19 protein-coding genes are annotated in these 24625 nt (G+C 65.1%); 16 read left to right on the top strand and 3 right to left on the bottom strand.

Annotated elements, in window-relative coordinates; all coding sequences use genetic code 11:
- Nucleotides 1–86: 86 nt before the first annotated feature.
- Nucleotides 87–2051, top strand: coding sequence for a DUF11 domain-containing protein (locus HOP03_08610; GenBank protein ID NOT88232.1), 1965 nt, complete (start codon nt 87–89; stop codon nt 2049–2051).
- A 50-nt stretch (nt 2052–2101) separates the two neighbouring features.
- Here HOP03_08610 and HOP03_08615 read toward each other — a convergent pair whose 3' ends face one another.
- Nucleotides 2102–2836 (bottom strand): hypothetical protein, encoded by a 735-nt coding sequence (locus HOP03_08615; protein NOT88233.1) that lies wholly within the window; start codon nt 2834–2836, stop codon nt 2102–2104.
- 148 nt (nt 2837–2984) lie between these two features.
- Here HOP03_08615 and HOP03_08620 point away from each other — a divergent pair, with 148 nt between their 5' ends.
- From HOP03_08620 to ggt, 5 genes are all read left to right on the top strand, one after another.
- Complete coding sequence (locus HOP03_08620) at nt 2985–4040, top strand: DUF11 domain-containing protein (GenBank protein NOT88234.1); 1056 nt, start codon at nt 2985–2987, stop codon at nt 4038–4040.
- Nucleotides 4041–4166: 126 nt separating this feature from the next.
- A complete protein-coding gene (locus HOP03_08625; protein ID NOT88235.1) occupies nt 4167–4400 on the top strand; it encodes a hypothetical protein in 234 nt (77 codons plus the stop codon).
- Between the two features lie 363 nt (nt 4401–4763).
- A complete protein-coding gene (locus HOP03_08630; protein ID NOT88236.1) occupies nt 4764–7298 on the top strand; it encodes a DUF11 domain-containing protein in 2535 nt (844 codons plus the stop codon).
- 356 nt (nt 7299–7654) lie between these two features.
- The gene (locus HOP03_08635) at nt 7655–9538 is read left to right on the top strand and encodes a sensor domain-containing phosphodiesterase (GenBank protein NOT88237.1); all 1884 of its coding nucleotides are present in this window, start codon (nt 7655–7657) and stop codon (nt 9536–9538) included.
- A gap of 101 nt (nt 9539–9639) precedes the next feature.
- Nucleotides 9640–11385, top strand: a complete 1746-nt coding sequence (gene ggt / locus HOP03_08640; protein ID NOT88238.1) for a gamma-glutamyltransferase — start codon at nt 9640–9642, stop codon at nt 11383–11385.
- Between the two features lie 130 nt (nt 11386–11515).
- Here the strand turns inward: ggt and HOP03_08645 are convergent, their stop codons facing one another.
- The gene (locus tag HOP03_08645; GenBank protein ID NOT88239.1) at nt 11516–11722 is read right to left on the bottom strand and encodes a hypothetical protein; all 207 of its coding nucleotides are present in this window, start codon (nt 11720–11722) and stop codon (nt 11516–11518) included.
- A gap of 157 nt (nt 11723–11879) precedes the next feature.
- Here HOP03_08645 and HOP03_08650 point away from each other — a divergent pair, with 157 nt between their 5' ends.
- The 10 genes from HOP03_08650 (at nt 11880) to HOP03_08695 (ending at nt 22957) form a co-directional block, all read left to right on the top strand.
- Nucleotides 11880–12788 (top strand): AEC family transporter, encoded by a 909-nt coding sequence (locus tag HOP03_08650; GenBank protein NOT88240.1) that lies wholly within the window; start codon nt 11880–11882, stop codon nt 12786–12788.
- A 327-nt stretch (nt 12789–13115) separates the two neighbouring features.
- Nucleotides 13116–14402, top strand: coding sequence for a hypothetical protein (locus tag HOP03_08655; protein NOT88241.1), 1287 nt, complete (start codon nt 13116–13118; stop codon nt 14400–14402).
- 1240 nt (nt 14403–15642) lie between these two features.
- On the top strand, nt 15643–16650 hold the full coding sequence (locus HOP03_08660) for an RICIN domain-containing protein (protein NOT88242.1): 1008 nt from the start codon (nt 15643–15645) through the stop codon (nt 16648–16650).
- A gap of 289 nt (nt 16651–16939) precedes the next feature.
- Nucleotides 16940–17350: a response regulator transcription factor gene (locus HOP03_08665; GenBank protein NOT88243.1), complete on the top strand. Its 411-nt coding sequence runs from the start codon at nt 16940–16942 to the stop codon at nt 17348–17350.
- A 105-nt stretch (nt 17351–17455) separates the two neighbouring features.
- The gene (locus HOP03_08670) at nt 17456–17992 is read left to right on the top strand and encodes a DUF4199 domain-containing protein (GenBank protein NOT88244.1); all 537 of its coding nucleotides are present in this window, start codon (nt 17456–17458) and stop codon (nt 17990–17992) included.
- A gap of 230 nt (nt 17993–18222) precedes the next feature.
- On the top strand, nt 18223–19785 hold the full coding sequence (locus tag HOP03_08675; protein ID NOT88245.1) for a S8 family serine peptidase: 1563 nt from the start codon (nt 18223–18225) through the stop codon (nt 19783–19785).
- 229 nt (nt 19786–20014) lie between these two features.
- Nucleotides 20015–20458: a 3-dehydroquinate dehydratase gene (locus HOP03_08680; GenBank protein NOT88246.1), complete on the top strand. Its 444-nt coding sequence runs from the start codon at nt 20015–20017 to the stop codon at nt 20456–20458.
- A gap of 14 nt (nt 20459–20472) precedes the next feature.
- Nucleotides 20473–20679, top strand: a complete 207-nt coding sequence (locus HOP03_08685) for a hypothetical protein (GenBank protein NOT88247.1) — start codon at nt 20473–20475, stop codon at nt 20677–20679.
- 137 nt (nt 20680–20816) lie between these two features.
- A complete protein-coding gene (locus tag HOP03_08690; GenBank protein NOT88248.1) occupies nt 20817–21611 on the top strand; it encodes an FprA family A-type flavoprotein in 795 nt (264 codons plus the stop codon).
- Nucleotides 21612–22411: 800 nt separating this feature from the next.
- Nucleotides 22412–22957, top strand: coding sequence for a hypothetical protein (locus HOP03_08695; protein ID NOT88249.1), 546 nt, complete (start codon nt 22412–22414; stop codon nt 22955–22957).
- A 116-nt stretch (nt 22958–23073) separates the two neighbouring features.
- Here HOP03_08695 and HOP03_08700 read toward each other — a convergent pair whose 3' ends face one another.
- On the bottom strand, nt 23074–24558 hold the full coding sequence (locus HOP03_08700; GenBank protein ID NOT88250.1) for an AAA family ATPase: 1485 nt from the start codon (nt 24556–24558) through the stop codon (nt 23074–23076).
- Nucleotides 24559–24625: the final 67 nt, after the last annotated feature.

Genomic DNA, 24625 nt, shown 5'->3' on the forward strand with positions numbered 1-24625 from the left:
AGGGCGGGCCCCGCACCTCTGGCGCGATCGATCGAGCATGCGGTCGGATATACGATTCGGCAGACGATCGAAGGACACGATCACCGATGCCCCGCATCGACGCGCAGGGATGCGCGCTGTTGCAGAAAGCAGTGGATGAGGACAGCGAGATGGTAAGGGTCAAGCGGGACGGCGGTAGTGTGCGGTTGGGCGCGATGGCGGCGCTGGCCACGGCGTTGTGCGGTGCGCTGGCAATGCCGGCGCAGGCGCGCGTGCCCGGAAAGGACGGTGCGTTCACGGTCTCGGCCGCCAACACCACCGTCAATGCCACCACCACGCTGACCGCCGGTGCGACTTCCGGGGCGACCACCATCACGGTGGGCAGCGCTGCGGGTATCACCGCCGGCGACGTGCTGATGCTGCATCAGGCCCAGGGCGCCACGATCAGCACCGCCAACGCCAACACCTACGGCGCGGTGACCGCGCTGGGCAACGCCGGGCGCTACGAATACGTCAGCGTGGCCTCGGTCAGCGGCAACACCATCACCCTCGGCACCGCCTGCGACACCACGCCGCTGCGCTTCGCCTACAGCGGCGGTGCGCAGGTCGTGCGCGTGCCCCAATACAGCAGCCTGACCGTGAATGCGGGCGCGTCGATCGTGCCGGCGGCATGGAACGGCAGCACCGGCGGCATCGTCGCGGTCATCGTCGATGGCACCGCCACCGTGAACGGCTCGATCAACGCCAACGGTCGCGGCTTCCGGGGCGGCGCGATCGAAAACGACACCACGGATCCGGCCACCGACGTCACCGCCTATGTCGCCGCGACGACCGTCGACGGCGGCGAAAAAGGCGAAAGCATCGCCGGCAGCCAGGCCACCTACGATGGCTTGGGTGGGCGCTACAACCGCGGTGCGCCCGCCAATGGCGGCGGCGGCGGCAATGCGCACAATGCCGGCGGCGGCGGCGGCGCCAACGGCGGCAACGTGGCCACCTGGAATGGCCAGGGCGTGCCGGATACCAGCCTTGCCGGCTGGGTCACCGCGTGGAACATCGACGGCACCCTGACCGCAACCACCAATTCGTCCGGTGGCGGTCGCGGCGGCTACACCTATGCGTCCGCCAACCAGAATGCGCTGACCCGCGCGCCCGGCGCGACCCAATGGGGCGGCAACCTGCGTCGCGAGCGCGGCGGCCTGGGCGGACGTCCGCTGGCCAACAATCCCAGTACGACCGGCGATACGCGCCTGTTCTTCGGCGGTGGCGGCGGTGCGGGCGACGGCAACAACGGCGCGGCCAGCGCCGGCGCCAACGGCGGTGGCCTGGTGTTCGTGATCGCGACGGCCGTGGCCGGCAGCGGCAACCTGCAGGCCAACGGCGCTGCGGCAACACCGACTGTTCCCGGCCACAACGATGGTCCCGGCGGCGGCGGCGGCGGCGGCTCGGTGGTGCTGGTCGCTCCCGGCGCCGGCGCGCTCAGCTTCGCGGCCAGCGGCGGCCAGGGCGGCAACCAGCTGATCACCGTGGTCGAATCCGAAGGCCCGGGCGGCGGCGGTGGCGGCGGCTTCATCGCGTCTCCGGCGGGGACCGGCACCATCGCCGGTGGCGTCAACGGCACCACGTCATCCAGCGCGCTGACCGAGTTCCTTCCCAACGGCGCGACCCGTGGCAACACCGGCAACGCTGCGACCGCGCCATCGCTGGCGAATGTGCCGATCTGCAACGTGCCGAATCTCGCGGATCTCAGCATCACCAAGACCAATACGCCGGTGTCCGGTCCGAACGACCAGGCCGCCGACACCGTGGTCTCGGGCGCGCAGACCACCTACAGCGTCATCGTCACCAACAGTGGGCCCGGCCCGGCGATCAATGCGGTGATCCAGGATGCCCCGGCAGCCGGTTTGACCTGCCCGCCCGCCAACGCGGTCACCTGCACCAGCGCTGCCGTCGGCGCCTGTCCAGCGGGCCCCTTGACCGTGGCCAACCTCACCGCAGGCGTCACCCTCGGCACGCTCCCGGCCACGGCAGGCAGCAACACCATCACCTTCAGTTTCAGCTGCACCGTACAGTAGCCGTCGTGTTTACCGTCAGCCTCAGGAATCCAGCGTACATGCACGTCAACTCATCTCTCCGTGGTTCCGCGGCACGGTTGCGCAAGGCGGCGTTCACGGCCTTCGCTTTCGGTGCAGTGGTCGTGTCGGGTATCGGCGCCGCCAACGCCCAGGTCTGCGCGCTTCCGGGCAGCAACGGCGACGCCACCATTTCCGGCACGGTCAACACCTACTGGACAGCGGGCACCGGCACCTACAACAACGGCAGCACCACGATCGCGCTCAGCGGCCAGCGCGGCGCCGCCGCGACGTTGGCGGCGGGCGATCTGGTGCTGGTCATCCAGATGCAGTGCGCGAACCTCAACACCGCCAACGGCCTGAATTACGGCGATGGCGCAGGCGGCGAACCCGCGTCCGGCTATACCGATCCCGCCGGCAGCTGCCTCGCCGGGCGCTACCAGTTCGTGCGTGCCGGTACCGGCACCAGCAATGCCGTGCTGAATCTCACCGGTTCGCCGCTGACGGCCACCTACGTGCAGGCCAATGCCACCGCGACCGCCGGGCGCCGCACCGTGCAGATCATCCGCGTGCCGCAGTACGCGAATCTCACGTTGGGCGGCACCGTCACCGCTGCGGATTGGGACGGCAACAGCGGCGGCATCGTCGTGCTCGATGCGGCGTTCACCCTGAACTTCAATGGCCAGGCCATCAATGTCGATGGTCTGGGTTTCCGCGGCGGCGCCGGTCGCAGCCGTTCCGTCGACGACGCCGTCGAACGCTTCCGTTGGGACGACGACACCCGCCACGCCGTGAAGGGCGAGGGCATCGCCGGCACACCGCGATTCGTCAGCCTCAAGCGCGATCCGAACTCCGGCGCCACCGCCGGCTTCACCGATCTCGGCGCGGCCTGGGGCGGGTATCCCACCGGCACCGCCAGCACCGGCGACTTCGCCCGTGGCGCGCCCGGCAACGCCGGTGGCGGCGGGCGCGTACTGGGACGCCGGCAGCGACAACGGCGGCGGCGGCGGCGGCGGCAACGGCGGCGCGGGTGGTCGCGGCGGCGCCGGTTGGCGCAGTGCCGGCTACGCGGGCATCCTGGCCAACTACAGCAACCTCACGGACAAGAAATGGGGCTTCGGCGGCACCGGCTTCCTCGGTGCGGGCGTCGCCCGGTTGGTGATGGGCGGCGGCGGCGGTGCCGGCGACAACAACGTCAACAGCCAGGCTGTCGAATCCAGCGGCGCCGCAGGCGGCGGGATCGTGATGGCGCGCGCGGTCACCTTCACCGGCGCCGGCAGCATCAGCGCGCGCGGTGCGCGTGCCGCCGACAACCCGACCAACGACGGTGCGGGCGGCGGCGGTGCCGGCGGCAGCGTGGTGGCGGTCGCCACCACATGGTCCGCCACGCTCAATGTCGATGTCCGCGGCGGGCGCGGCGGCGACACCTGGCTCACCGGCACTGCGGCGCATGGCGCTGGCGGCGGCGGCGCCGGCGGTGTGGTGGTCACCAGCAGTCTCGCCACCACCACGCTCACCGGCGGCGTGGCCGGCACCACCACCACGGCCGATACCCCGCCCGGCGGCGCCAATCACGGCGCGCAGGGTGGCGCCAACGGTGTGGCGCAGGTCATCACCCCGGCCGCCGATACGCCCGGCAGCGATGTCGGCCGCACCTGCAAGGCGGACATCCGCATCACCAAGACCAATACGCCCGGCGTGAACGGCGAGGTGGATCAAGCCGCCGATATCGTGAATTCGGGTGCGGCCACGGTCTACACCATCACTGTGACCAATACGGGCCCCAAGCCCGCGAACAACACGCGCGTCAACGACCCGCTGCCCACGGGCCTGAACTGTCCGACCGCCACCTGCACGGCGTCTGGCGGCGGCGTCTGTCCTGCATTGACCGGGGCCGCACTGGTCGCCGCGCTGCAGGGTGCTGGCGTGACGGTGCCGACCTTGCCTGTCAGCGGCAGCGTCAACTTTCTGTTGAACTGCACCGTTCAATAGTGATTTCCGATAGGAATATCGAAATCCGATAGTCGTTATCTATATCAAAAGCGATGGCGCGCGCTCGATGCGCGCCATCCCTCGACACCGTGAATCTCGAGCACGGCCACGCTGTGCGCCATCACCGTGACCAATCTGGCCGAAGCCGCGAACAACGCGGTCATCGCCGACCTCTTGCCCAGAACCTTGATCTGCACACCGCGACCTCTGCAGCCGCTGCCTGCGCTTGAGGATGTCGCGCTGCCCGCATCGTTGCATGGCGCCTGTGCGACGGTGCCGACATCGCCAGCAACGACATCAATTTTCTGTTGGATCCCGCTGTTCGATCAGATTGTCGGCTGGAATCGCGAAATTCGATAGTCGCACTCTATCCATAAGCGGTGATGCGCCGCTCCGATGCGACGCCATCGCGAAAACCCCGGTTTTTGCGGGAAAAAAAGCCAACCTGTCAGTAGTGACAGTGCAAGCGCGACGACACGCGCGCTTATCTTGCATGCCGGGGCCACTGGTTCACCGGCCCTTTTCAGCGCGCGATGGATCACCAATGCGCTCTGTCATCGATGGATGGCAGAGCGTGTTTGCGTAACGTGCCGATGAGGGTTGGCGGCCAGGGAAGCGAGACGCAAGACGGGGATTGTCATGACAGCAAGTCGGAAGTGGGTACAAATCGCGCGTGCGCTGACGCTGCGCAGCGGGTGTCGTGCAGCAAGGTCGCTGCGGTCGATGTTCGTTGTCGCAGTCGTATCGGGCGCATGCATCGCGACCGCGCACGCCGCGCAGGTGCAGCACCTCGATACCCAGACCGCCACGGCCACCGGTGCGGGTGCGGCCGGCACGCCCACCATCGCCAGCTTCAATATCCCCAGCGGCAAGAACCGCGTGCTGTTCATCTGGCCGACGTTCGAGCGCGACCACTGCTCGCCGGCCGACGGCACCGGTGGTCTGTGCAACAGCGGCAATACTGCCGGCACTGGCCTGGGCGACAACTATCCCGAACCTCGGGTCGGCACCCCACCGGCCACGACCAGCAACAACCAGCTCACCGCGCGCATCGTCGGCCCCGGCGGCACCATCAACAAGCAGAACGCGCTGGTGATCGGCGGCACGCCCAGCGGCGATACCCGCTTCATCCGCATCAGCACCTCGCCGTCCGGCTCCCCGGCCGGTACGGCGTTCTTTGGCGTCGATTCGTTCCACATCGTGCTGTTCGAGAACGAGATCAATACGCTGCTCGGCGGCGCGGCCTCGGGCACCGTCACCATCACCCTGCCGGATACCGTCGCGCCCTCCAATGCGGGCGACGACGCGCTGCTGATCGCCTCGGTCTACCAGAACGTCGAACAGACACCGACCGGCTTCGTCCGCAATGCGACAGGTGTCGCGCAGGCGGTGGCCGGTGTCGATCCAGCCGGCAACTACACGATCACAGTAGCGGCCTACGACGCTGGCCAGGCTCCGGACGAAGCCGACGACGGCAAGCTGGTGATGGGCGCCAATGCCACCACCGCCGGTTTCGCCGTGCCCGCTGGCCATGTGGCTCTGGCGACGCTATCCACCACCAATGCTGGCGGCACCTTCGATACCCCCAGCGGCGGCGTCACCAATGAACCGAACGGTATGTCCGGCGGTGCCTGGTTCCGCAACGGCGGCGCCACGCCCGCCAGCCTGTACGCGCTGACCTCGGCGGGCACCGCAACCCCTGCGGTCTATGGCGGCACCACCTCCTCGTTCCTGCTCGAATCCGACAACGCCGACGTCGGCGACGCGCCGATCACTTACGGCAATCCCACGCATACGATCACGGGCATCCGCCTCGGCGCCAGCGTCGATGCCGACGCCAGCCTGCTCAACAACGCCACCGCCACCGGCGACGACGTCAACAACACCGACGACGAAGACGGCGTGACCCTCACGCCGCTGCTGCCGACCGGCGAAACCACCATCGTGCCGACCAGCATCCAGAACGGCAGCGGTTTCCTCAACGTCTGGTTCGACTGGAACGCCGACGGCGACTTCAACGATGCCGGCGAGCAGATGATCACCAACCAGGCGGTCGCGGTCGGCGTGACCAACCTCAACATCGCGGTGCCGGTCACCGCCATCATCGGCCCGACCTTCGCGCGTTTCCGGGTCTGCACCAACAACACCGCGCTCGACAACTGCTCCACGCCGGCCGGCACCGTTCAGAGCGGCGAGGTCGAGGACTACCAGTTCACCGTGTCGCGCAAACTGCTGCTGCGCAAGACCACGCTCGGCGGCGTCGGCGGCGCCTTCGGCTACACCTTGACCAACACGGTGCAGACCACCGGCACGGTGACCACCACGGTCGTCAACACGCCGACCCAGGTCGATGGCGACACCGCCAGCACCGCGACGCTGGCCTACACCATCATCGCGCCGACCACGGCGGTCACCGTCGACGAAAGCACCTTGCCGGCGGGCTGGTCGTTCACCGACGCGACCTGCGTCAACGCCGCCGGCACCACCGTCGGCAGCCTGAGCGGTTCCACCTACACCCTGACCGGTGCCGAGATCGGCGCCAGCGTCAGCTTCACCTGCACCTTCACCAATACGAAATTGCCGATCCTGCGTTTGCAGAAGGCGCTGCCGAACGGCCGTTTCGTCGCGACCGACCAGTTCGCGTTGACCATCGCCGGCACCGGCGGGCCCGCAACGGTCACCACGACAGGCGCAGGCACGACGGCCACGGGCATCGCCACGCTCAGCCCCGGCGCGCTCGGCGCGGTCTACACGCTCAGCGAAGCGGGCGCGGCCGGCGCACTGCTGACGAACTACGCGACCATCTGGGCCTGCACCAACGCCCTCACCGGCGGACAGACACCCAACGGCAGCGGCACCAGCTTCAGCATCACTGCGGTCGCGGGCGACGATCTGACCTGCACGCTCACCAACACCCGGAACAACCAGGCCGACCTTCGTCTGACCAAGACCAACACACCGGGCCTCAATGGCGAGGTCGATCAGCCGGCGGACACGGTGGTCTCCGGCACCACCACCAGTTACAGCATCACCGTCACCAACAACGGCCCCGATGCCGCCAACGGCTCGGTGCTGGCCGACCCGGCGCCGACCGGGCTCACCTGCACCACCGCGAGCTGCACCGCAGCGGGTGGCGCGGTATGCCCGGTACCGACCGGCGCGGCACTGGTCACGGCGCTGCAGGGCGCGGGCGCGACCCTCCCGACCCTGCCCAACGGCGGCTCGGTGACGGTGACCCTGACCTGCACGGTGCAGTGACCCCGACGGTTGCCGTTGCTGCCAGCGATGGATCCGCAGCGATGCCGGTCATCGCCTTTCGGGCCATCGCTGCGGTTGCCGTACTCGCGGTCGCGGCATCACGACGGCGCGCGGCCCGGCGGCGTCGCCATTCCCACCTTGCCCGCCACCGGTCGGTGGCCTTCACGCTCGCCTGCGCGGTGAACTGATCGCGGGGATTGACCTTGCGCGCCGCCCGCCCGAATGGAGCTAGACTGGGTTCGTGGGAAAGCGCTGGGGCCGCTGCTCCTGCTTTTCGCGTGTCCGGTCCATGAAACCCTGCGGTCAGCATGTCGATGATCGCGGGCTTTTCGCGATGGTGGGGGGAGGGGGCGATGATGGCGAGTGCAGCAAACTCGAAACAGCAGGAACGCGGCGCGCGCGCGCGCCGCCACAATCACGCCCTGGTCGCATTGGGCCGGCGCGTATGGCACGAGGACTGCACCTTCGACACCGCCATCGCCGAGATCTGCGAAGTCGCCGCCGACACGCTCGAAGTGGAACGCGTCAACATCTGGCGCGTGGACGCCGCCACCCATCAACTGCACTGCGTGCATGCCTACGTCCACAGCAGTGGCGTGCACAATCCTCCCGGTTTCGACGAAAGCCTGCTGCTGGATTCCGAATACGGCACCCAGCTCGACGAGGTGCGGGTCATCGACATCGCCGATGTCGGCAACGACAGCACCGTCTCCGCATCGCAGGAAGCGCTGGGTGCGTATCTGCGCCGGCATGAAATCCAGTCGCTCCTCGACGCGCCGGTGCGCGCCGAAGGCGAACTGCTGGGCGTGATCTGCAATGAGCATGTCGGCAGCGCGCGCGTGTGGAGCCCCGAAGACCACGCCTTCGCCGGCAGTCTCGGCGACTATGTGGCGGTCGCGTACGAAATCGCGCGGCGACGCGACATCGAAAACCGTCTGCGTTTCCTCGAACGCCACGACGCGCAGACCAATCTTCCCAACCGCGACCACCTGCTGGAAGTCGCGCACACCGCGCTACGGCCGCTGCACGACAACGATGCCGGCCTCGCGGTGATCCACCTGCAGATCGATCCGCCCGCCGGCAACGAACAGCTCGATATCGAAGGCTTCCACCGGTTCCTGATCGACTGCGCCGAGCACCTGAGCGAGATGACCTCCGACAACGCCGCACTGGCACGGGTGCGCGACGACGCATTCGCGATCATTCCGCACCGTCATCTGCGCGAAGTGGAAGCGCTGGAACTGGCGGAACGCTGCATCGACCTGGTGCAATCCGACGCGGCGTCGCCCACCGGCTATCCGGCGACGGTGACCGCCGGCATCGCATTCTCGCGCGATCTGGCCGCGCCTTCGGCCGACGCGCTGCTGCGCAATGCCGAAAACGCCAGCCTGCGCGCACGCGCGAACGGCATGGGGCGCTGCAAGGTCTTCAACGCCGACCGGCACCGCAGCCTGCTCGCGCGCATGCGCACCGAGCAGGCGCTGCGCGATGCCTTCGACGATGGCCAGCTGCTGCTGTACTACATGCCCGAGGTCGATCTGCGCGATGGCCACTGGCGGTCCGCCGAAGCGCTGCTGCGCTGGCGCAACAGCGACGGCCGCATCGTGCCTGCGGGCGAGTTCATCGACGCGGCCGAAAGCTCCGGCCTGATCGTCCGTCTCGGCCGCTGGGTGCTGCTGGAAGCCTGCAATGCGGCGATGCGCTGGCCGGTGCGCGACGGCATCGCGCCGATGCTGCGCGTCAACGTCTCGGCACGGCAGTTCGAGGAGACCGGCCTCGCCGCCGATGTCGACAGCGCGCTGGCCGAATCCGGACTGCCGCCCGAGCGGCTGTGCCTGGAGCTCACCGAAACCCTGCTGCTGCGCGACCCCGACGCCGCCGCCAAGATCCTCGCGCGGCTGCGCGCGCTGGGCGTGCACGTGGCGCTGGACGATTTCGGCACCGGCTTCTGTTCGCTCGGCTATCTCAAGCACCTGCCGATCGACACCATCAAGATCGATCGCGGCTTCACCGCCGGCCTGCCCCAGGACCGCGCCGATCTTGCGATCGTCAAGGCACTGGTCGGCCTCGCCAACGACCTGGGCATCGACGTGGTCGGCGAAGGCGTCGAAACCGAAGCCCAGGCCCAGTGCCTCCGCGACTGCGGCGTGGTCGCGGTGCAGGGTTATCTGTATTCGCCTGCGATCGACAACGATGCGTTGATCGCGGGCTTCAACGGAACACGCCTGACAGCGACATAGGGTGCGCCTTGGCGCACCGTTTTTTGCGACGATCCCGAAGCGGTGCGCCAAGGCGCACCCTATTGGCCTACGCTGTAGGTCCCGAGCCCGAGGCGGTTTCCATGCGCAACTTGCCCCTGACCTTCGCGTCTGCCTGTCTGTTGAGCCTCGCCACGGGCGCGACCCACGCCGCCGACCGCGTCACCGGCCAACCCTTCGCCACCCGCAGCGAGGTCTACGCGCCGCATGCGATGGCCGCGACCTCGCATCCGCTGGCCACGCAGATCGCTCTGCAGACGATGCGCGATGGCGGCAGTGCGGTGGATGCCGCGATCGCCGCCAACGCCGCGCTCGGGTTGATGGAGCCGACCGGCAACGGCATCGGCGGCGACCTGTTCGCGATCGTGTGGGATCCGAAGACGAAGCGGCTGCACGGGTACAACGGTTCGGGACGTTCGCCGAAAGCGTTGACGCTCGACGAATTCAAGCGTCGTGGCCTGACCGATATTCCCGCGCATGGTCCGTTGCCGGTGAGCGTGCCGGGCACCGTCGATGCGTGGTTCGCGCTGCACGGACGTTTCGGCAAGCGCACGATGGCGCAGAACCTCGCGCCCACCATCCGCTACGCGCGCGACGGCCATCCGGTGCACGAAGTCATCGCGTATTACTGGAGCCGCAGCGTGCCGGTGCTGTCGAAGTGGCCGGGCTTCAAGGAACAGTTCACTCTCGACGGCGACACGCCGGATAAACGCCGGGGCCCACGCAGGGGCGAGACCTGGCGCAACCCGAATCTCGCGAACACCTTGGAGAAGATCGCGAACGGTGGCCGCGATGCGTTCTACACGGGCGACATCGCGCGCAGCATCGATGCGTATTTCAAAGCCAACGATGGCTTCCTGCGCTATGAAGACATGGCCGCGCATCGCGGCGAATGGGTCGAACCGGTCAGCACGAATTATCGCGGCTACGACGTGTGGGAACTGCCGCCGAACGGGCAGGGCATCGCCGCGCTGCAGATCCTCAATCTGCTGGAACCCTACGATCTGAAAACCTACGGCTTCGGCAGTCCCGAGCATGTGCATCTGTTCGTCGAAGCGAAGAAGCTCGCGTTCGCCGATCGCGCCGCGTCGTATGCCGATCCCGCGTTCCACAAGACGCCGGTCGCGCGCCTGATCTCGAAGGCCTATGCGAAAGAGCGCGGCGCGCTGCTGTCGATGGACCGTGCGATGAAGGCGGTGGAGCCCGGCATCATTCCCGCGTTGAACGAAGGCGACACCATCTACATGACCGTCGCCGACGCCGACGGGATGATGGTGTCGCTGATCCAGTCGAACTATCGCGGCATGGGCAGCGGCATGGCGCCGCCGGGCCTGGGTTTCATCTTCCAGGATCGCGGCGAGATGTTCGTGCTGAAGGATTGCGATCGCAGGCCTGCACATCCCAACTGCTACGCACCGGGCAAGCGCCCGTTCCAGACCATCATTCCCGCCTTCGTGACGAAGGATGGCAAGCCATGGCTGTCGTACGGCGTGATGGGCGGCGCGATGCAGCCGCAGGGCCACGTGCAGATCCTGCTCAACATGATCGACTTCGGCATGAACCTGCAGGAAGCCGGCGATGCGCCGCGCATCCAGCACGACGGCAGTACCGAACCGACTGGACAGAACACCGCGATGACCGATGGCGGCGAAGTGGATCTGGAAACCGGTTTTCCGATCGAAACCATCCGCGCGCTGATGCGCAAAGGCCACAGCGTGCGTTTCGCCGACGGCCCCTACGGTGGGTACCAGGCGATCATGGTGAATCCCGAGGGTGGTTACATCGGCGCCAGCGAGTCGCGCAAGGACGGGCAGGCGGCGGGATATTGATGCGTCTGCGATCCGGCGCGCACGCACGCTACGCATATCGGCACGACAGGGCGTCCGTGTGGCCGCCCTGTGAGATCGCGTTGTTCCCGTGCGCTGCCGTCGCGGCGATCGCAGGGGACGAGATGACGCCTCAGCCGCAGCCGCGACGGGAGAGGCAGTCGAAGTACTCGGCGTTGCACTCGTCCTCCAGACCCCCGTTGACGAGGCACATTTCGCGCTGTTCCCAGCAGTAGGCGTAGGTGGAGGGTGTACAGGCGGCGACGGCATAGCCGCCGCTGCCGAAGGTGAGCAGCAGGCCGAGAACGAGGGGGCGGATCAGATGGCGTGTCGTGTTCATGGCGCTTCCATTGCGTTGGCCCCACAGCGGGGCGAATCATGCTACTACGCTGTGCGCGGCGCTGACGCTGCAGTGCCGCAAAATGCGCACGGCGCCGCGCCCGCATTCCTGTCGCTCCCACAGTGGACATGAACACTTACCGATTCCCGCCCGCATCATGACCTTCGACGCCTTCGCCCTGATCCTCGCCATGCTCGCGCTGGGCTACGGCTTCCAGCGCCTGCATGTGTTGCCGGACAACGCGGCGCAAACGCTCAACCTCGTGGTGTTGTACGTGTGCCTGCCGGCGGCGGTATTGCGCTATGCGCCGCGTCTGCACCTGGAATCGGCGCTGATCGGTGTCGCCGTGGCGCCGTGGCTGCTGTTGATCGCGACCGTGGTGCTGGTGTGGTTGTGCGCGCGCGCATTCAAATTCAGGGACGACGAACGCGCGGTGCTGTTGCTCACGGTCGCCCTGGGCAATACCAGTTTTCTCGGCTATCCATTGACCCGCGCGCTGATCGGCGAACACGCGCTGCCGTACGCGGTGATCTACGATCAGTTCGGCGCCTTCCTCATTCTTTCGACCTTCGGTTTGTGGGTGCTCGCGCGCTACGGCGGCGACGCACCCCCGACCGCGCGCGGGATGCTGCTGCGGGTGCTGAAGTTTCCGCCGCTGTGGGCGCTGATCGTCGGCTTCAGCGTGATGCCCGAAAACCCGCCGCATTGGATCGCCGGCGCACTGCAGCGTCTGTCCGATGCGCTGCTGCCGCTGGCGATGCTGACGATCGGGCTGTCGGTGAAACTCGCGTTGCCGCGCGACGAGCTCAAGCCGCTGGCCATCGGCCTGTTGTTGAAACTCGCGCTGATGCCCGCGCTGGCCCTGCTGCTGGTGCCGTTGCTCGGCCTGCACGGCGACATGGCGCGCACGACCGTGCTGGAATCGGCGATGCCGTCGATGGTGACGGCCGGTGCGCTGGCGATCTCGCACAACCTCGCACCGCGTCTCGCCGCCGCGATGGTCGGTTATGGGCTGCTGCTGTCGCTGCTCACGCTGCCGTTCTGGGCGCATGCCGCCGCTGGGTGATGCCGGTGGGATGTCCACGCCTTCGCCCGCCGGGAATGTTCAGGGGCAGGTCCGTGCCACGATTGCTTTTGTGACGAACAGAGCAAAAAGCCGCTGATGCCGCCTGCGTGTCGCAGCGGCATGTCCTGTTCGTGCCGCAACGCGCGGCCTTCTGACTGTTGAGCCGCCATTCCGGCCCCGCTTGGGCATGGGATGCATCACGCATGCGCCCTGTCGGGTCACCGATGCGTGCGACCGGCTCAGCGCCGTCATGTCGCGAAGAGATGTCCGGATCTTTCGCGATGCCGAAACCACCGGGTCGATGGACAACACGTCAAGGACACACAGATGCGCAGAATCAAGAGGAAGACCGGCCGCGCTTTCGCGGGCATACGTTGCAGCGCAGGTTTGCTGCTGGCCGCGATGGTCCTGCCGGGAACGGGCATGGCCGCCGACGGAACAATCGGCACGTCGCGATTCAGTTCGCGCCTGGCTTATGACGTGAACAACAGGCCCTACCGCATCGCGGAAATTCCCGCGAGCTGGTATGGCGGACGACCGGCCTGTGCCGCCGCCCATGCCAGTGGAACGTTGAACAGCACGCCCTATGTCGCCGCTTTCGTGGGCGGCGGCGGAAACTTCGGCAATACCGATCCCGGCAACACCATCAGGAACGGGTATTACCAGGGCAAGATGATGAACATGGCGAATGCGCTTTCCGCCAATGGCGGTTGCGTCAGGGTGGTGTCGATCGAGGCGCCGCTTGCCGCGGATGGCGGTTACGGCGCATTCGGCGCGTATCCCAATTACAACTTCTTCGGCGCGACGATGAGCGGCAGCTACGATGTCTACCTGCCGATCTCCAAGGGCGCCAGCGCGGATTTCGCCATCAGCCTGGCCATCCAGCGCAATGCGACCTATTCGACGGCTTCGCGCTGGTACCTGCACGGCGGAAGCGGCAGCGCGATGCATTCGGCGCGTTTGCTGGACATGCTCAACGATGGCGCGGTCGCAGCGTACGCCTACAAGGTGCCGCAGGCGACGATCCTCGAATCGCTGCCGATTTCCGGCGATATGCTCGAGGCATGCCGGAACGTCAACGCACTCAGTGACGCGGACAAGATCATTTCCATGTCCTACGCCGGATACGAAACCGCCAACACGTGTTCGGTGGTTCGCGCCAATCCGTCGCTGTACAACTACAGGATCTACACCCCGGCCATTCGCGACTGGTACGTCGGCGCCAAAGGCAAGAGCGTGTACGTGATGATGGGTGCGAACGATCCGCTGTGGAAAGAGACGCTGGGCAAGACGGATCCAGCCGCCGGCGGGTCGGTGTATTACGTCTCGCCGACAACGACAGGTTGGGCATCGCTCGGGCTGTACAGGAATTTCCTTGCGACGATCGGTGTCGCCGAAAGCTCGTGCACGAATCGATCCACGTATGTCTTCGACGCTTCCCACGCGAGCCATATGTACAACACCTACCAGAAAGCCGATTGCGGCGCGGGTGGGCGGATCAAGATCCGCCAGTATCAGAATGGCGGTCACGGGCCATTGACCAACGCCACGTTCGGCGCGATTCCCGCCGGCGAGAAAAATCCCATCGACCAGCTCAGGGCTTGGCTCTTTTGAGTGGATGACCGGTGCGCCGTCCACCCAACGTCGCACGGGACACCTCCACGCGACTTGCGACCTGAGCAGACAGCGCTTGATTGCACGGACGCCGGCACGAAGCCGGCCATTGGATTTTCACACATCGATCATTGGAGAGAACGGATGAAGATCAACACACGGAACACGAGTCGGAAAACCATCAAAAGCCGCAGTCGGGCGCTGAAGCTCCTGATGCTGGGCGGCCTGGCGGCAATCCTGCCGGGCCTCGGGAATGCGGCGGACGGTCAAGTCGGCACCTCGATCTTCGTGGCGCGGTCCGACTACGACGCGTTCAATCAACCCTATGTGATCGCGGAAATACCCGACGCCACCTATGGCACGCCGGAGGCCGGAAACTGCAGGGCCGCGTATCTCAACAACACGCTGAAAAACATGCCTTATGTCGTGGTGTTTCCGGGGGACACCGGAAACTTCGGAAACACGGACCCCGGAAACGCGGCGAGAAACGCCCATTACCAGAGTGTATTGACGCGCGAAGCGATCAGGTTGGCGAATGGCGGCACCTGCGTGCGCGTGGTTGCGGTGGAGACGAGTCCCGCATACACCGGCTATGCGGCTTACCCGCAGACAGGATTCATCGGCGCGAATTTGTCCGGAAGTTCGAATATCAACTGGCCGATGACGAAAGGCGCTTCCGCCATTTTCAACATCACGCGGGACATACAGGGCAACGCCAAATACAGCGGCGCGCCGCGCTGGTATCTCCACGGTGGAAGCGCCGGTGCGATGAACGTCGCGCGGATGGTCGATATGCTCAACGACAGCGTCGTTTCGATATACGCCTACAAGATCCCGGAAGCGGTATTGCTTGAATCGCTGCCGATTTCCGGCGACATGAGCTTGACGTGCGCGAACGCGAACACCGGGAGTCTCGTCTACGCCATCGTCAACAGGGACTATCAGAATGCGAATGCCTGCGCCTATGCCGCCGGGAATCCGTCGGCCTACAACTACAAGGTCCTCAGCGGCAATATCCGGAACTGGTACGTTGGCGCCAAGGGAAAACGTGTCAATGTCATGATGGGCGCGGACGATCTGATCTGGAAAAGCGCGTACACGTCTTCCGGATGGACCGCGCTGGGCAACTACAAGAACTTCATCGGCGCGATTGGCGCATCCGGCTGCGTGGGCTCTGCCTACGCGCTCGATCCTTCGCATGTGACGACGATCTACAACGCCGACATGTGGGTGGATTGCGATGGCGGGCGGATCCGCATCCGGCAGTTCCAATTCGGCGGGCATGGTCCTTTGTACAACTCCTCCGTGGGCAATCATCCTTATGGGAGCGCGGAGGATCACCTCAGGGCCTGGTTCCAATAATCGATCCTGTTGTCCGCATCCGGTCTTCGGATTCATCCGGAGACCGGATGCGATCCGCAACGACATCAACGGCAGATGGACGCCATTCCCGGATGCGATGCTGCCGGTCGCGGCGGGCGCTGCGTGCTGGAATTTCCGTCCCAACCATGCGCCCGGACAATGTCTCGACATCAGCGCCGGCAGCACGGCCAACGGCGGCAACGTCCAGCAGTGGACGTGCAACGGTCTGGAGCCGCAGCAGTTTTCGCTGACGCCGTATCGATCGGCGTATCGACGGGAAACCCTCATCGAGGAATCAACACCGGCTGCCGGACACCCGTCCGCCAGCCGTTGGGCCACTTTCCGCACCACTGGCCACCGATGCGGACACCGCCGCCGATCGGATAGGATGGTGCGAACCTGCTCTCCGCCCGTGTCCCATGATCAGCAACGAGATCGATATCGACCACTGGCGACGCGCGCTCACGGAACGCTCGAGGATCCAGATCCCGGATTTTCTGCAGCCCTCCGCCGCCGATGCCTTCGCGCGCGAGTTGGCCGAACGCGTGCCATGGCAACTCGCCGAGCGCAGCGACGGCGAATCGCGGCTCTCGCCGCGCGGCGCCTATCCCGACGATGCCGAGTACGCGCGTCTGCTGCAGTGCGGCTATGCGCGCGCGACCGATACTTACCAGTTCGCCTACGACAGCTACATGCTGGTGAAAGCCGCGAAGGAAGGCTGGGACCCCGGTCTGCTCGTCCACGGCCTGCTGCAATTCCTCAACACGCCGCCGTTCATCGAATTCGCGCGTTATCTCGGCAGCGATGCATCCATCACCCACACCGCCGCGCAATGCACCCGTTATCGCCCCGGGCATTACCTGATGCCGCACGAGGATCTGGATGAAGGCGAAGGCCGCCGCTATGCCATGGTGATCAACCTGAGCCGCGAGTGGCGAACGGACTGGGGCGGGCAGCTGCAATTCCTCGACAGCGATGGCGGTGTGGGCGAGACCTTCCTGCCGCGCTGGAACTCGCTCAGCCTGTTCCGCGTACCGCAGCGGCACCAGGTCACGCTGGTGGCGCCCTGGGCGGTGCAGCCGCGGCATGCCATCACCGGATGGTGGCTGGCGCGATAGGGCGACGTCCGGGCGATTGCTATATTCCGAGACGACCGGTCCGGGCAGGAGGGGCAGATGTGGAAGCGGATCACCCTCTACGGCGTGCTTTTGGCAGCGGGCACGCTTGCCCTGCAATGGCTGGATTACCAGCGGCTGGCCCGCGCCCACTCGGGCGATTTCTACGTGTTCATGATCGCTGCGGCCTTCCTGGCGCTCGGTGTCTGGCTCGGCGCCCGTGCATTCGGTACCCGGGCGCCTCCCTTCGACGGCAATCCACAGGCGTTGGCCGAACTGGGGATCAGCGCGCGCGAACGCGAAGTGCTGGCCGAGATCGTGGCCGGCCGCTCCAACAAGGAGATCGCCGCGCGGCTCAAGGTCTCGCCGAACACGGTCAAGACCCACGTCGCCCGGCTGTTCGAGAAACTGGGCGCCAACCGCCGCACCGAGGCCATCCGCAGGGCCCGCGAGCTGGGAATCGTGCCCTGAGGCTCATCAAGACGGCTGATTTCGCCGGAATCACCCGTTCGGGCGATTGATCCGCCGCCGTTCGGCACCGTCAATGGCGCCTCCACCGCTTTGAGGAGACACACCATGTTCCGCAAGATCCTGCTCTGGGGGACCGTCGCCGGCCTGATCGTCGGCAGCATCCTGTTCGGCACCACGGTCGCGATGGCCGGCCATCCGCCCTCGATGGGCATCGGCATGGCGATCGGGTACACGTCCATGCTCATCGCCCTGAGCGCGATCTTCGTGGGCGTGAAGCGCCACCGCGACGAAGCGCTGGGCGGCGTGATCCGCTTCTGGCCGGCGTTCGCCATGGGTCTGGGGATCAGCTTCGTCGCGGGGGTGTTCTATGTGATGGCCTGGGAGGCGGCGCTCGCGGTGACCGGCATGGACTACGGTGCCGAATTCGCCGGGCACATGATCGAGCAGCGGAAGGCGGCGGGCGCCAGCGCCGCCGAACTGGCGAAATACGTCGCCGAAATGGAACGCTTCAAGACCCAGTACGCCAACCCGCTGTTCCGCATGCCGATGACGTTCACCGAAATCTTCCCGGTCGGCGTATTGGTGTCGTTGATCACCGCCGGCCTGCTGCGCAAGAGCACGTTCCTGCCGGCAAGGCGGTAGCGCTTTTCGTCTCATGCGGCAAGGCGGCCCGCAAAAAACCGTAAGCAAGCTGTCATGCCGTGCAACAGGCGGGTCGATATACTCGAAGCGTCGTGCGATGGAGTGCCGACGTTGTCCCTTTGCGCTCGCGCAATGCGGAGATCCGGTTCGATCCACGCGCATGACGCCATCCGCACGACCGTGCGGGTGCCGCCCATCGCGTCCCGATCCGGACGCCTTCACGAACAAGGATGATCCTCATGAAAAGACACGCTGCATCCCGCACCGCCGCGCTTGCGGCTGGTGTTCTGCTCGCGATCGGTTCCGCCGCCGCGTTCGCAGGCGAGTTCCGCGCCGTCGAGAATCCCGTCCAGGGCCGCTATATCGTCGTCCTCAAAGAGAACGCCGCCCGTCTTTCCACCGAGGTCGGGATCAAGGCGCGCGTTCCCGATGTCGCGCGCGGCATGGCCACCGGCCATGGCGCGAAACTGTTGCGCAGTTACGAAAACGCCTTGCGCGGTTTCGTGGTCGACGCCGATGACCGCGCCTTGGCGAAACTGCTGGCTGATCCGCGCGTGGCGTACGTCGAGGAAGACGGCTACGCCCGCATCAATGCCACCCAGAACGGCGCGACCTGGGGCCTGGATCGCGTCGACCAGCGCAATCTGCCGCTCAGCACCACCTACACCTACAACACCACCGCTGCCGGCGTACACGCCTACATCATCGATACCGGCATGCTCGCCACCCACAACGAATACGCCGGCCGCGTCGGCAACGGCTTCGACGCCGTCGGCGGCGGCACCAACGACTGCCACGGTCACGGCACCCACGTCGCCGGCACCGTCGGCGGCAGCACCTACGGCGTCGCCAAGGGCGTGACCCTGCATCCGGTGCGCGTGCTCGACTGCGGCGGCTCCGGCACCTGGGCCGGCGTGATTGCCGGCATCGACTGGGTCGCGGCCAATCGCGTGTTGCCGGCGGTCGCCAACATGAGTCTGGGCGGCGGCGCCAACGCCTCGGTGGATGCTGCCGTCGCCAATCTGAGCAACGCCGGCGTCACGGTGGCCGTCGCAGCAGGCAACAACGCGTCCGATGCCTGCGGCTTCTCGCCCGCGCGCGCGCCGTCCGCGATCACCGTCGGTTCCACCACCAGCACCGACGCGGCATCGTCGTTCACCAACTGGGGCACCTGCCTCGATATCTTCGCGCCGGGCTCGTCGATCACCTCATCCTGGAATACCGGCAACACCGCGACCAACACCATCAGTGGCACCTCGATGGCCTCGCCGCATGTGGCTGGTGCCGCCGCGTTGTATCTGGCGAGCAATCCGAGTGCGGCGCCTGCAACGGTCCGCAATGCGCTCGTGGGTAATGCCACCCCGAACAAGGTCACCGGCATCCCGGGATCGGGGTCACCGAATCTGCTGCTGTACACGTTGGGCAGCGCGCCGCCACCGCCACCGCCGCCGGGTTGCGGCATCCTCGCCAGTGGAGCGTCGCTGGCCACCGGCCAGTCGGTGACGTCGTGCGATGGTCGCTTCACGCTGGTCATCCAGGGCGACGGCAATCTGGTGCTGTATCAGGCAGGCGTGGGCGCGCTGTGGGCCAACTACGTGTTCGGCACCGGCCACACCCTGCACATGCAGGGCGACGGCAATCTGGTGGTCTACAACAACATCGGCCAGGCGCGCTGGCACACGTACACCTACGGCCGCAACGGCGCGTACCTCGCCGTGCAGAACGATGGCAACGTCGTGGTCTACAGCACGACGTCGCAGCCGCTGTGGTGGTCCGGCACCTGCTGCCGCTGACTTCGTTTCGCATTGATGCGGTAATGCAGCGGTCCCTGTCGCGACAGGGACCGCTGTCTATTCGTCGTTCGTTCCCGCACTGCGGAAATCGCGATGCACGTTTCGCCCGCGGGTGCCCACAGGCAGGTTTTGCGCAGAATTTACGGCTTCTTCGCCGGCAGTGGATGGCACGTTTATGGCCTGCAGGCGCACAGTGCGCGCATCCGATCGCGCCGCTTCTCCGACCCGCATGTCCATCGCCATCATCCGCAGTCCCGATGCCCCGCCGCCCCGTTCGAGCGGAATGTCCACCGAAGTCGTTTCGCTGCTGGTCGAGCGTGCCTCGCTGGCGGGCAAGGCGCTCGCGCTGCGCAATTGCGATTCCGACGCCGAAGTATTCGATTGCCTGGGTCGGATCAACGACTCGTCCATCGAGCTCGTACTCTTCGACCCGGGCAGGTGCGCATGCGTCAGCGAGCGGCTGCGGGCGAGATTGAATCAGCTCAAAGTGCCGTATATCGAAGTGCACGACGACCACTTCGGTGCGCTCGAAAACCCGTTGAGTCTGGACTGCGGTCCGCGTCTTCGATTGATCCAGGGGTATGGGTCGCAGAGTTACACCCTGGCGCTTTCGATCGCGCTGGAGCATCTGGGCTGCGGCGAATGCGGGAACGATGTGCATGTCGGAACCTGAGTCCGAGCGATCCGATGCACAGATACTGCTATTTCGTCGACTACGAAATCTTCATGGGCGAGAGGTTCAGGATGTGGGGACAGACCACGCTGGACTACCGCATCGACGATCCAGCGGATTTCGATCCAGCGCAGGTCCTGACCCTCATCCGCGAACGGGCCGCCCGGACGCACGGTGTCGGCTGCACCGACGTGAGAGTTCGTGTATTGCACAGGCTGTGATCTTTGCGCGGACTCGGCAGCCCGATGAAAACGATTGCATAGGCGCTACCTATTGATCCTGATCATGGGAGGCATGCCCGCCCGGGACTAGCGTGACCTTGGGCCGGGGCCCCGGCAGACATCACGAGGAAAGCCTCATGCCGACAGACCTATTCAGGAACGAGACGCATCGCTGCATCGCCTTCAGCGACCTTGTGCCGGGCGAGGATGGTGTCCAGGCCAACCAGTTCCTCATCATCGACAACGATGAGGCGGCGCTGATCGATCCGGGCGGCGACCTGCTCTACACGCCGCTGTGGCTGGCCATTTCCAGCCATGTACGGATCCCCCAGGTCAAATGGATCCTCGCCTCGCACCAGGACCCGGACATCATCGGCGCCGCCGACCGGTGGCTGGCCAATACACCCGCGCGCATCGCCTGCTCGCGGCTGTGGGGCCGCTTCGTACCGCATTGCGTCTCGCACTACCAGGCCGGCAAGCTCGGCGACGACCGCTATCTGCTGCTGCCGGACGAAGGTGGCGTCATCACGCTTGGCCGCAGTGCGCTGCATGCGCTGCCGGCGCATTTCCTGCATTCGGTCGGCAATTTCAGTTTCTACGATCCGGTGTCGCGCATCCTGTTCTCGGGCGACGTCGGTTCATCGATGGTCGCGCCCGGCGTGGCGTACGCGGCGCCCACCGATTTCGCGCAGCACGTCCGGACGATGGAAGGTTTCCACAAGCGCTACATGGGCTCGCGCCGAGTCGCGCGGTTGTGGGTGGACATGGTTCGCGAGCTGGATCCCGCGATGATCGTCCCACAGCATGGCTTGCCGATGGATGTCCGCACCATTCCGGCATTCCTGGACTGGCTCGCCGATCTGCCCTGCGGCATCGACCTGCTCGATGCCTCGCTGTATCGAGCGCCGAATGCGCTGGCGCGGGTGGCGTAGATATTCATGCGCGCGGGGCGAGTTTCGTTGCGGCGTGCAGTGAAACTGTTGTCGATTGTCCGAAAGCCGAAGCATTCTGGCTGACCGACGCGCGTGCGGTGCGGCGCTTCGTTCCTGGCGGGCCAAGGCTTGAGGTGCCCCCACTTTTTCCTCAAGAACATCAAACGGATCGATTGATCGGCAGTCACCGCTCTTTTTACCCGTCGTTCCCGCGAATGCGGGAACCCAGTGCCTTTGCGCTGCGCAGAAGCTGAAAGTCGCTGGATCCCCGCGTTCGCGGGGATGACGACGTTTTTTGAAATGCCCGAAAGAATAGGGACACCTCAGGCCAAGGCCTGCCCTATGCGGTGATGAATTTGCTGGCGCGATTCCAGACGTGATGTTTTGGCTCCCTCCCTTTCGCGCAGCGGGGAGGGTTGGGGTGGGATTTTTTTAAAAGCCGGGCAGGAAAACGTAGGCGTCTCAGCGTGAATTCCGCGCGTGTGCAAGCTGCTTCGTTTATGGCGGGCCTACGCTGCCGTGACAACATGGACTTCGGATGAGAGCGGGTGCGCAGCATTGTGAGTAGGGCGGGTCTCGACCCGCCTGCAATGAAACTGTCGTTCATTGATCGAAAATCGTAGGTATTCCAGTGTGACATCCGTACGCGCGATGCGGTGCTTCGTTCGCAGCCAGCCCTGCACTGTTTGGATGTCAACCTGTAACTTTTAACAGGTTTGCGAAAATATAACAGTGGTGAGAATCTTGGAATGATTTTATTGAGTAATTAAAAAACAACCAAATCAAGCAGGGGGTGAGCATTGAATGTTTTACAAAAAGACCATGAAAATTTGTATCGAGAAGAAATCGAGAAAATAGAGAGATATCGATTACTGCTCGACATGGTGAAGTATCACCAAACTATCGTGTGGGGCCCATTCCAGTCTTTTGTACTAACCAATTCAATTTTTCTCGGCATTTTTGCCAGGTATGCAATAGAGGTCGGCCTTACGGCGCAGTCTAAGCCTCATTGGGGTGTGGTGGCCGCATCCGTAATGGGATTCATATTTTGGCTGCCTTGGTATGTCACTTACCAGAGAAGCAACTACTACTTTCTATTTCGCTTAGAGCAGGCAAAGCGAGCGGAACCAGAGGGCTTGAATATACTTCGCGGGTCAATGGAGAGATTGACTGATTACGGTGAAGTATTTGTGGACAACAAAAGATACAAACTGCCTTTCCCTGTAAATATTCTCCAGACTAGAAAGGTTATTCCTTTGTTTATTTTTGGATATGCGGCAATCTACGTATTCTTTGGGCTTTCTCAAATTCCAATAATAAAAAAATATCTCATAGAAGCATTTTGACCTTTAATGCTGGAGCGGTGTGCGTGATTTAAGCCGTCATTCTTTGTATGAAAAACATGAAGACGATTGTGAAAAATTTCTGATTTTGCTCCCTGGTAGACTTGGGGGCAGTCCGATCAATCCGCCGGCACAGTCCGCGCCGAAGCCCACTCCCGCAATTCATTGACCTGCTCCGCCATCAACACCGACAGCGGTCGCGTGTTCTTCAACTCCGCGCGCAGTTGGAAATCGCTGAGCGGGTGGCCGGCGGCGTGGGCGGCGTACAGCGCGGCCACGATGGCCTGTTCGATTTCGGCGCCGGAGAAGCCGTCCGCTGCGGTGGCGAGTGCGGGCAGGTCGAAGCCTTCCGCTTCAACGCTGCGACGACGCAGATGCAGTGCGAACAGTTCGGTGCGCGATTCCGAACTCGGCAGATCGACGAAGAAGATTTCGTCGAAACGGCCCTTGCGCAACAGTTCGGCGGGCAGGTCCTGCACCTGGTTGGCGGTGGCGACGAGGAACACGGGCGATTTGCGTTCGGCCAGCCAGGTGAGGAAGGTGCCGAGCACGCGGCGCGACACGCCGCCGTCTTCGCCGCCGGAGCTGGCGAGGCCTTTTTCCAGTTCGTCGATCCACAGCACGCAGGGCGAGAGCTGTTCGGCCGAGGCCAGCGCGTCGCGCAGGTTCTTTTCGGTTTCGCCGTGGTATTTGTTGTACAGCGCGGCGAAGTCCAGGCGCAGCAGCGGTACGCCGAAACCGGCGGCGATGGCTTTGGCGAGCATCGATTTTCCGCATCCCTGCACGCCGAGCAGCAGCAGGCCTTTCGGCGGGTCGAGGCCCGGCGGTGCGTTGCCTTCGACGAAGGCGCTGCGGCGAAGTTCCACCCAGCGCTTCACGCGTTTGGCGCCGATCACGTGGTCCAGCTTCACCGGGTCGAATTCGTAATGCAGATGGCCGCTGCGGTTGATCAGCTCGAACTTCAGTTTCGCCAGTTCGGGCAGATCGTCGGCGTTGAGCACGCCGTCGCGGAAGATCAGATGGCGCGCGATGCGGCGGGCATCGGTTTCGGACAGACCGCGCAGATTGCGCACGATCTGTTTCACCGCTTCGGGGTCGACCTCCACGCGCTTGCCGCCGTGTTCGCGGGCGTAGGCGGCGGCTTCGTCCTTGACCATCTTCAGCAGCGCTTCGCTGCCGGGCAGTTTCGGGCGGTAGCGCACCGCGTGCGCTTCGAGGTCCTCGGGCAGTTCCACCTTGTTGCCGACCAGCACCAGCACGTGCGGCAGGCAATTGCGGCGCTGCAGGATGTCGCGGACCTGGCGCTGGGTGCCGGCGTATTTCAGGTAGGGCGCGAAATCGAGCAGCAGGAACACGCCGCGCTGGTCCGACCGGTAGATCGCCTGCAGCGTGGAGCCGGCGTCGGGTGCGCCTTCGGCTTCGTCCTCGCGGTCCATGTCGATGCGGCGCAGGCCTTCGGTGATCGACCACCGGTACAACGCGCGCCAGGCGTGCATCAGCGATTGCCGGAACAGTTCGACCACCCGGGGTTCGTCCGGGGTTTCGATCACGATCAGTGGGGTGTCGGCGCGGATCAGCGCCACAAGGTCCTGCAAGCCGCTCATGGGGTCCTGGAGAGGCGGAAATCCGCCGAAAGCAGCGAAAACGATAGCAAAGCCGCGTCGTGGGCGG

Source organism: Lysobacter sp. (assembly GCA_013141175.1).
In the GTDB taxonomy this organism is placed as follows: Bacteria; Pseudomonadota; Gammaproteobacteria; order Xanthomonadales; family Xanthomonadaceae; genus Lysobacter_I.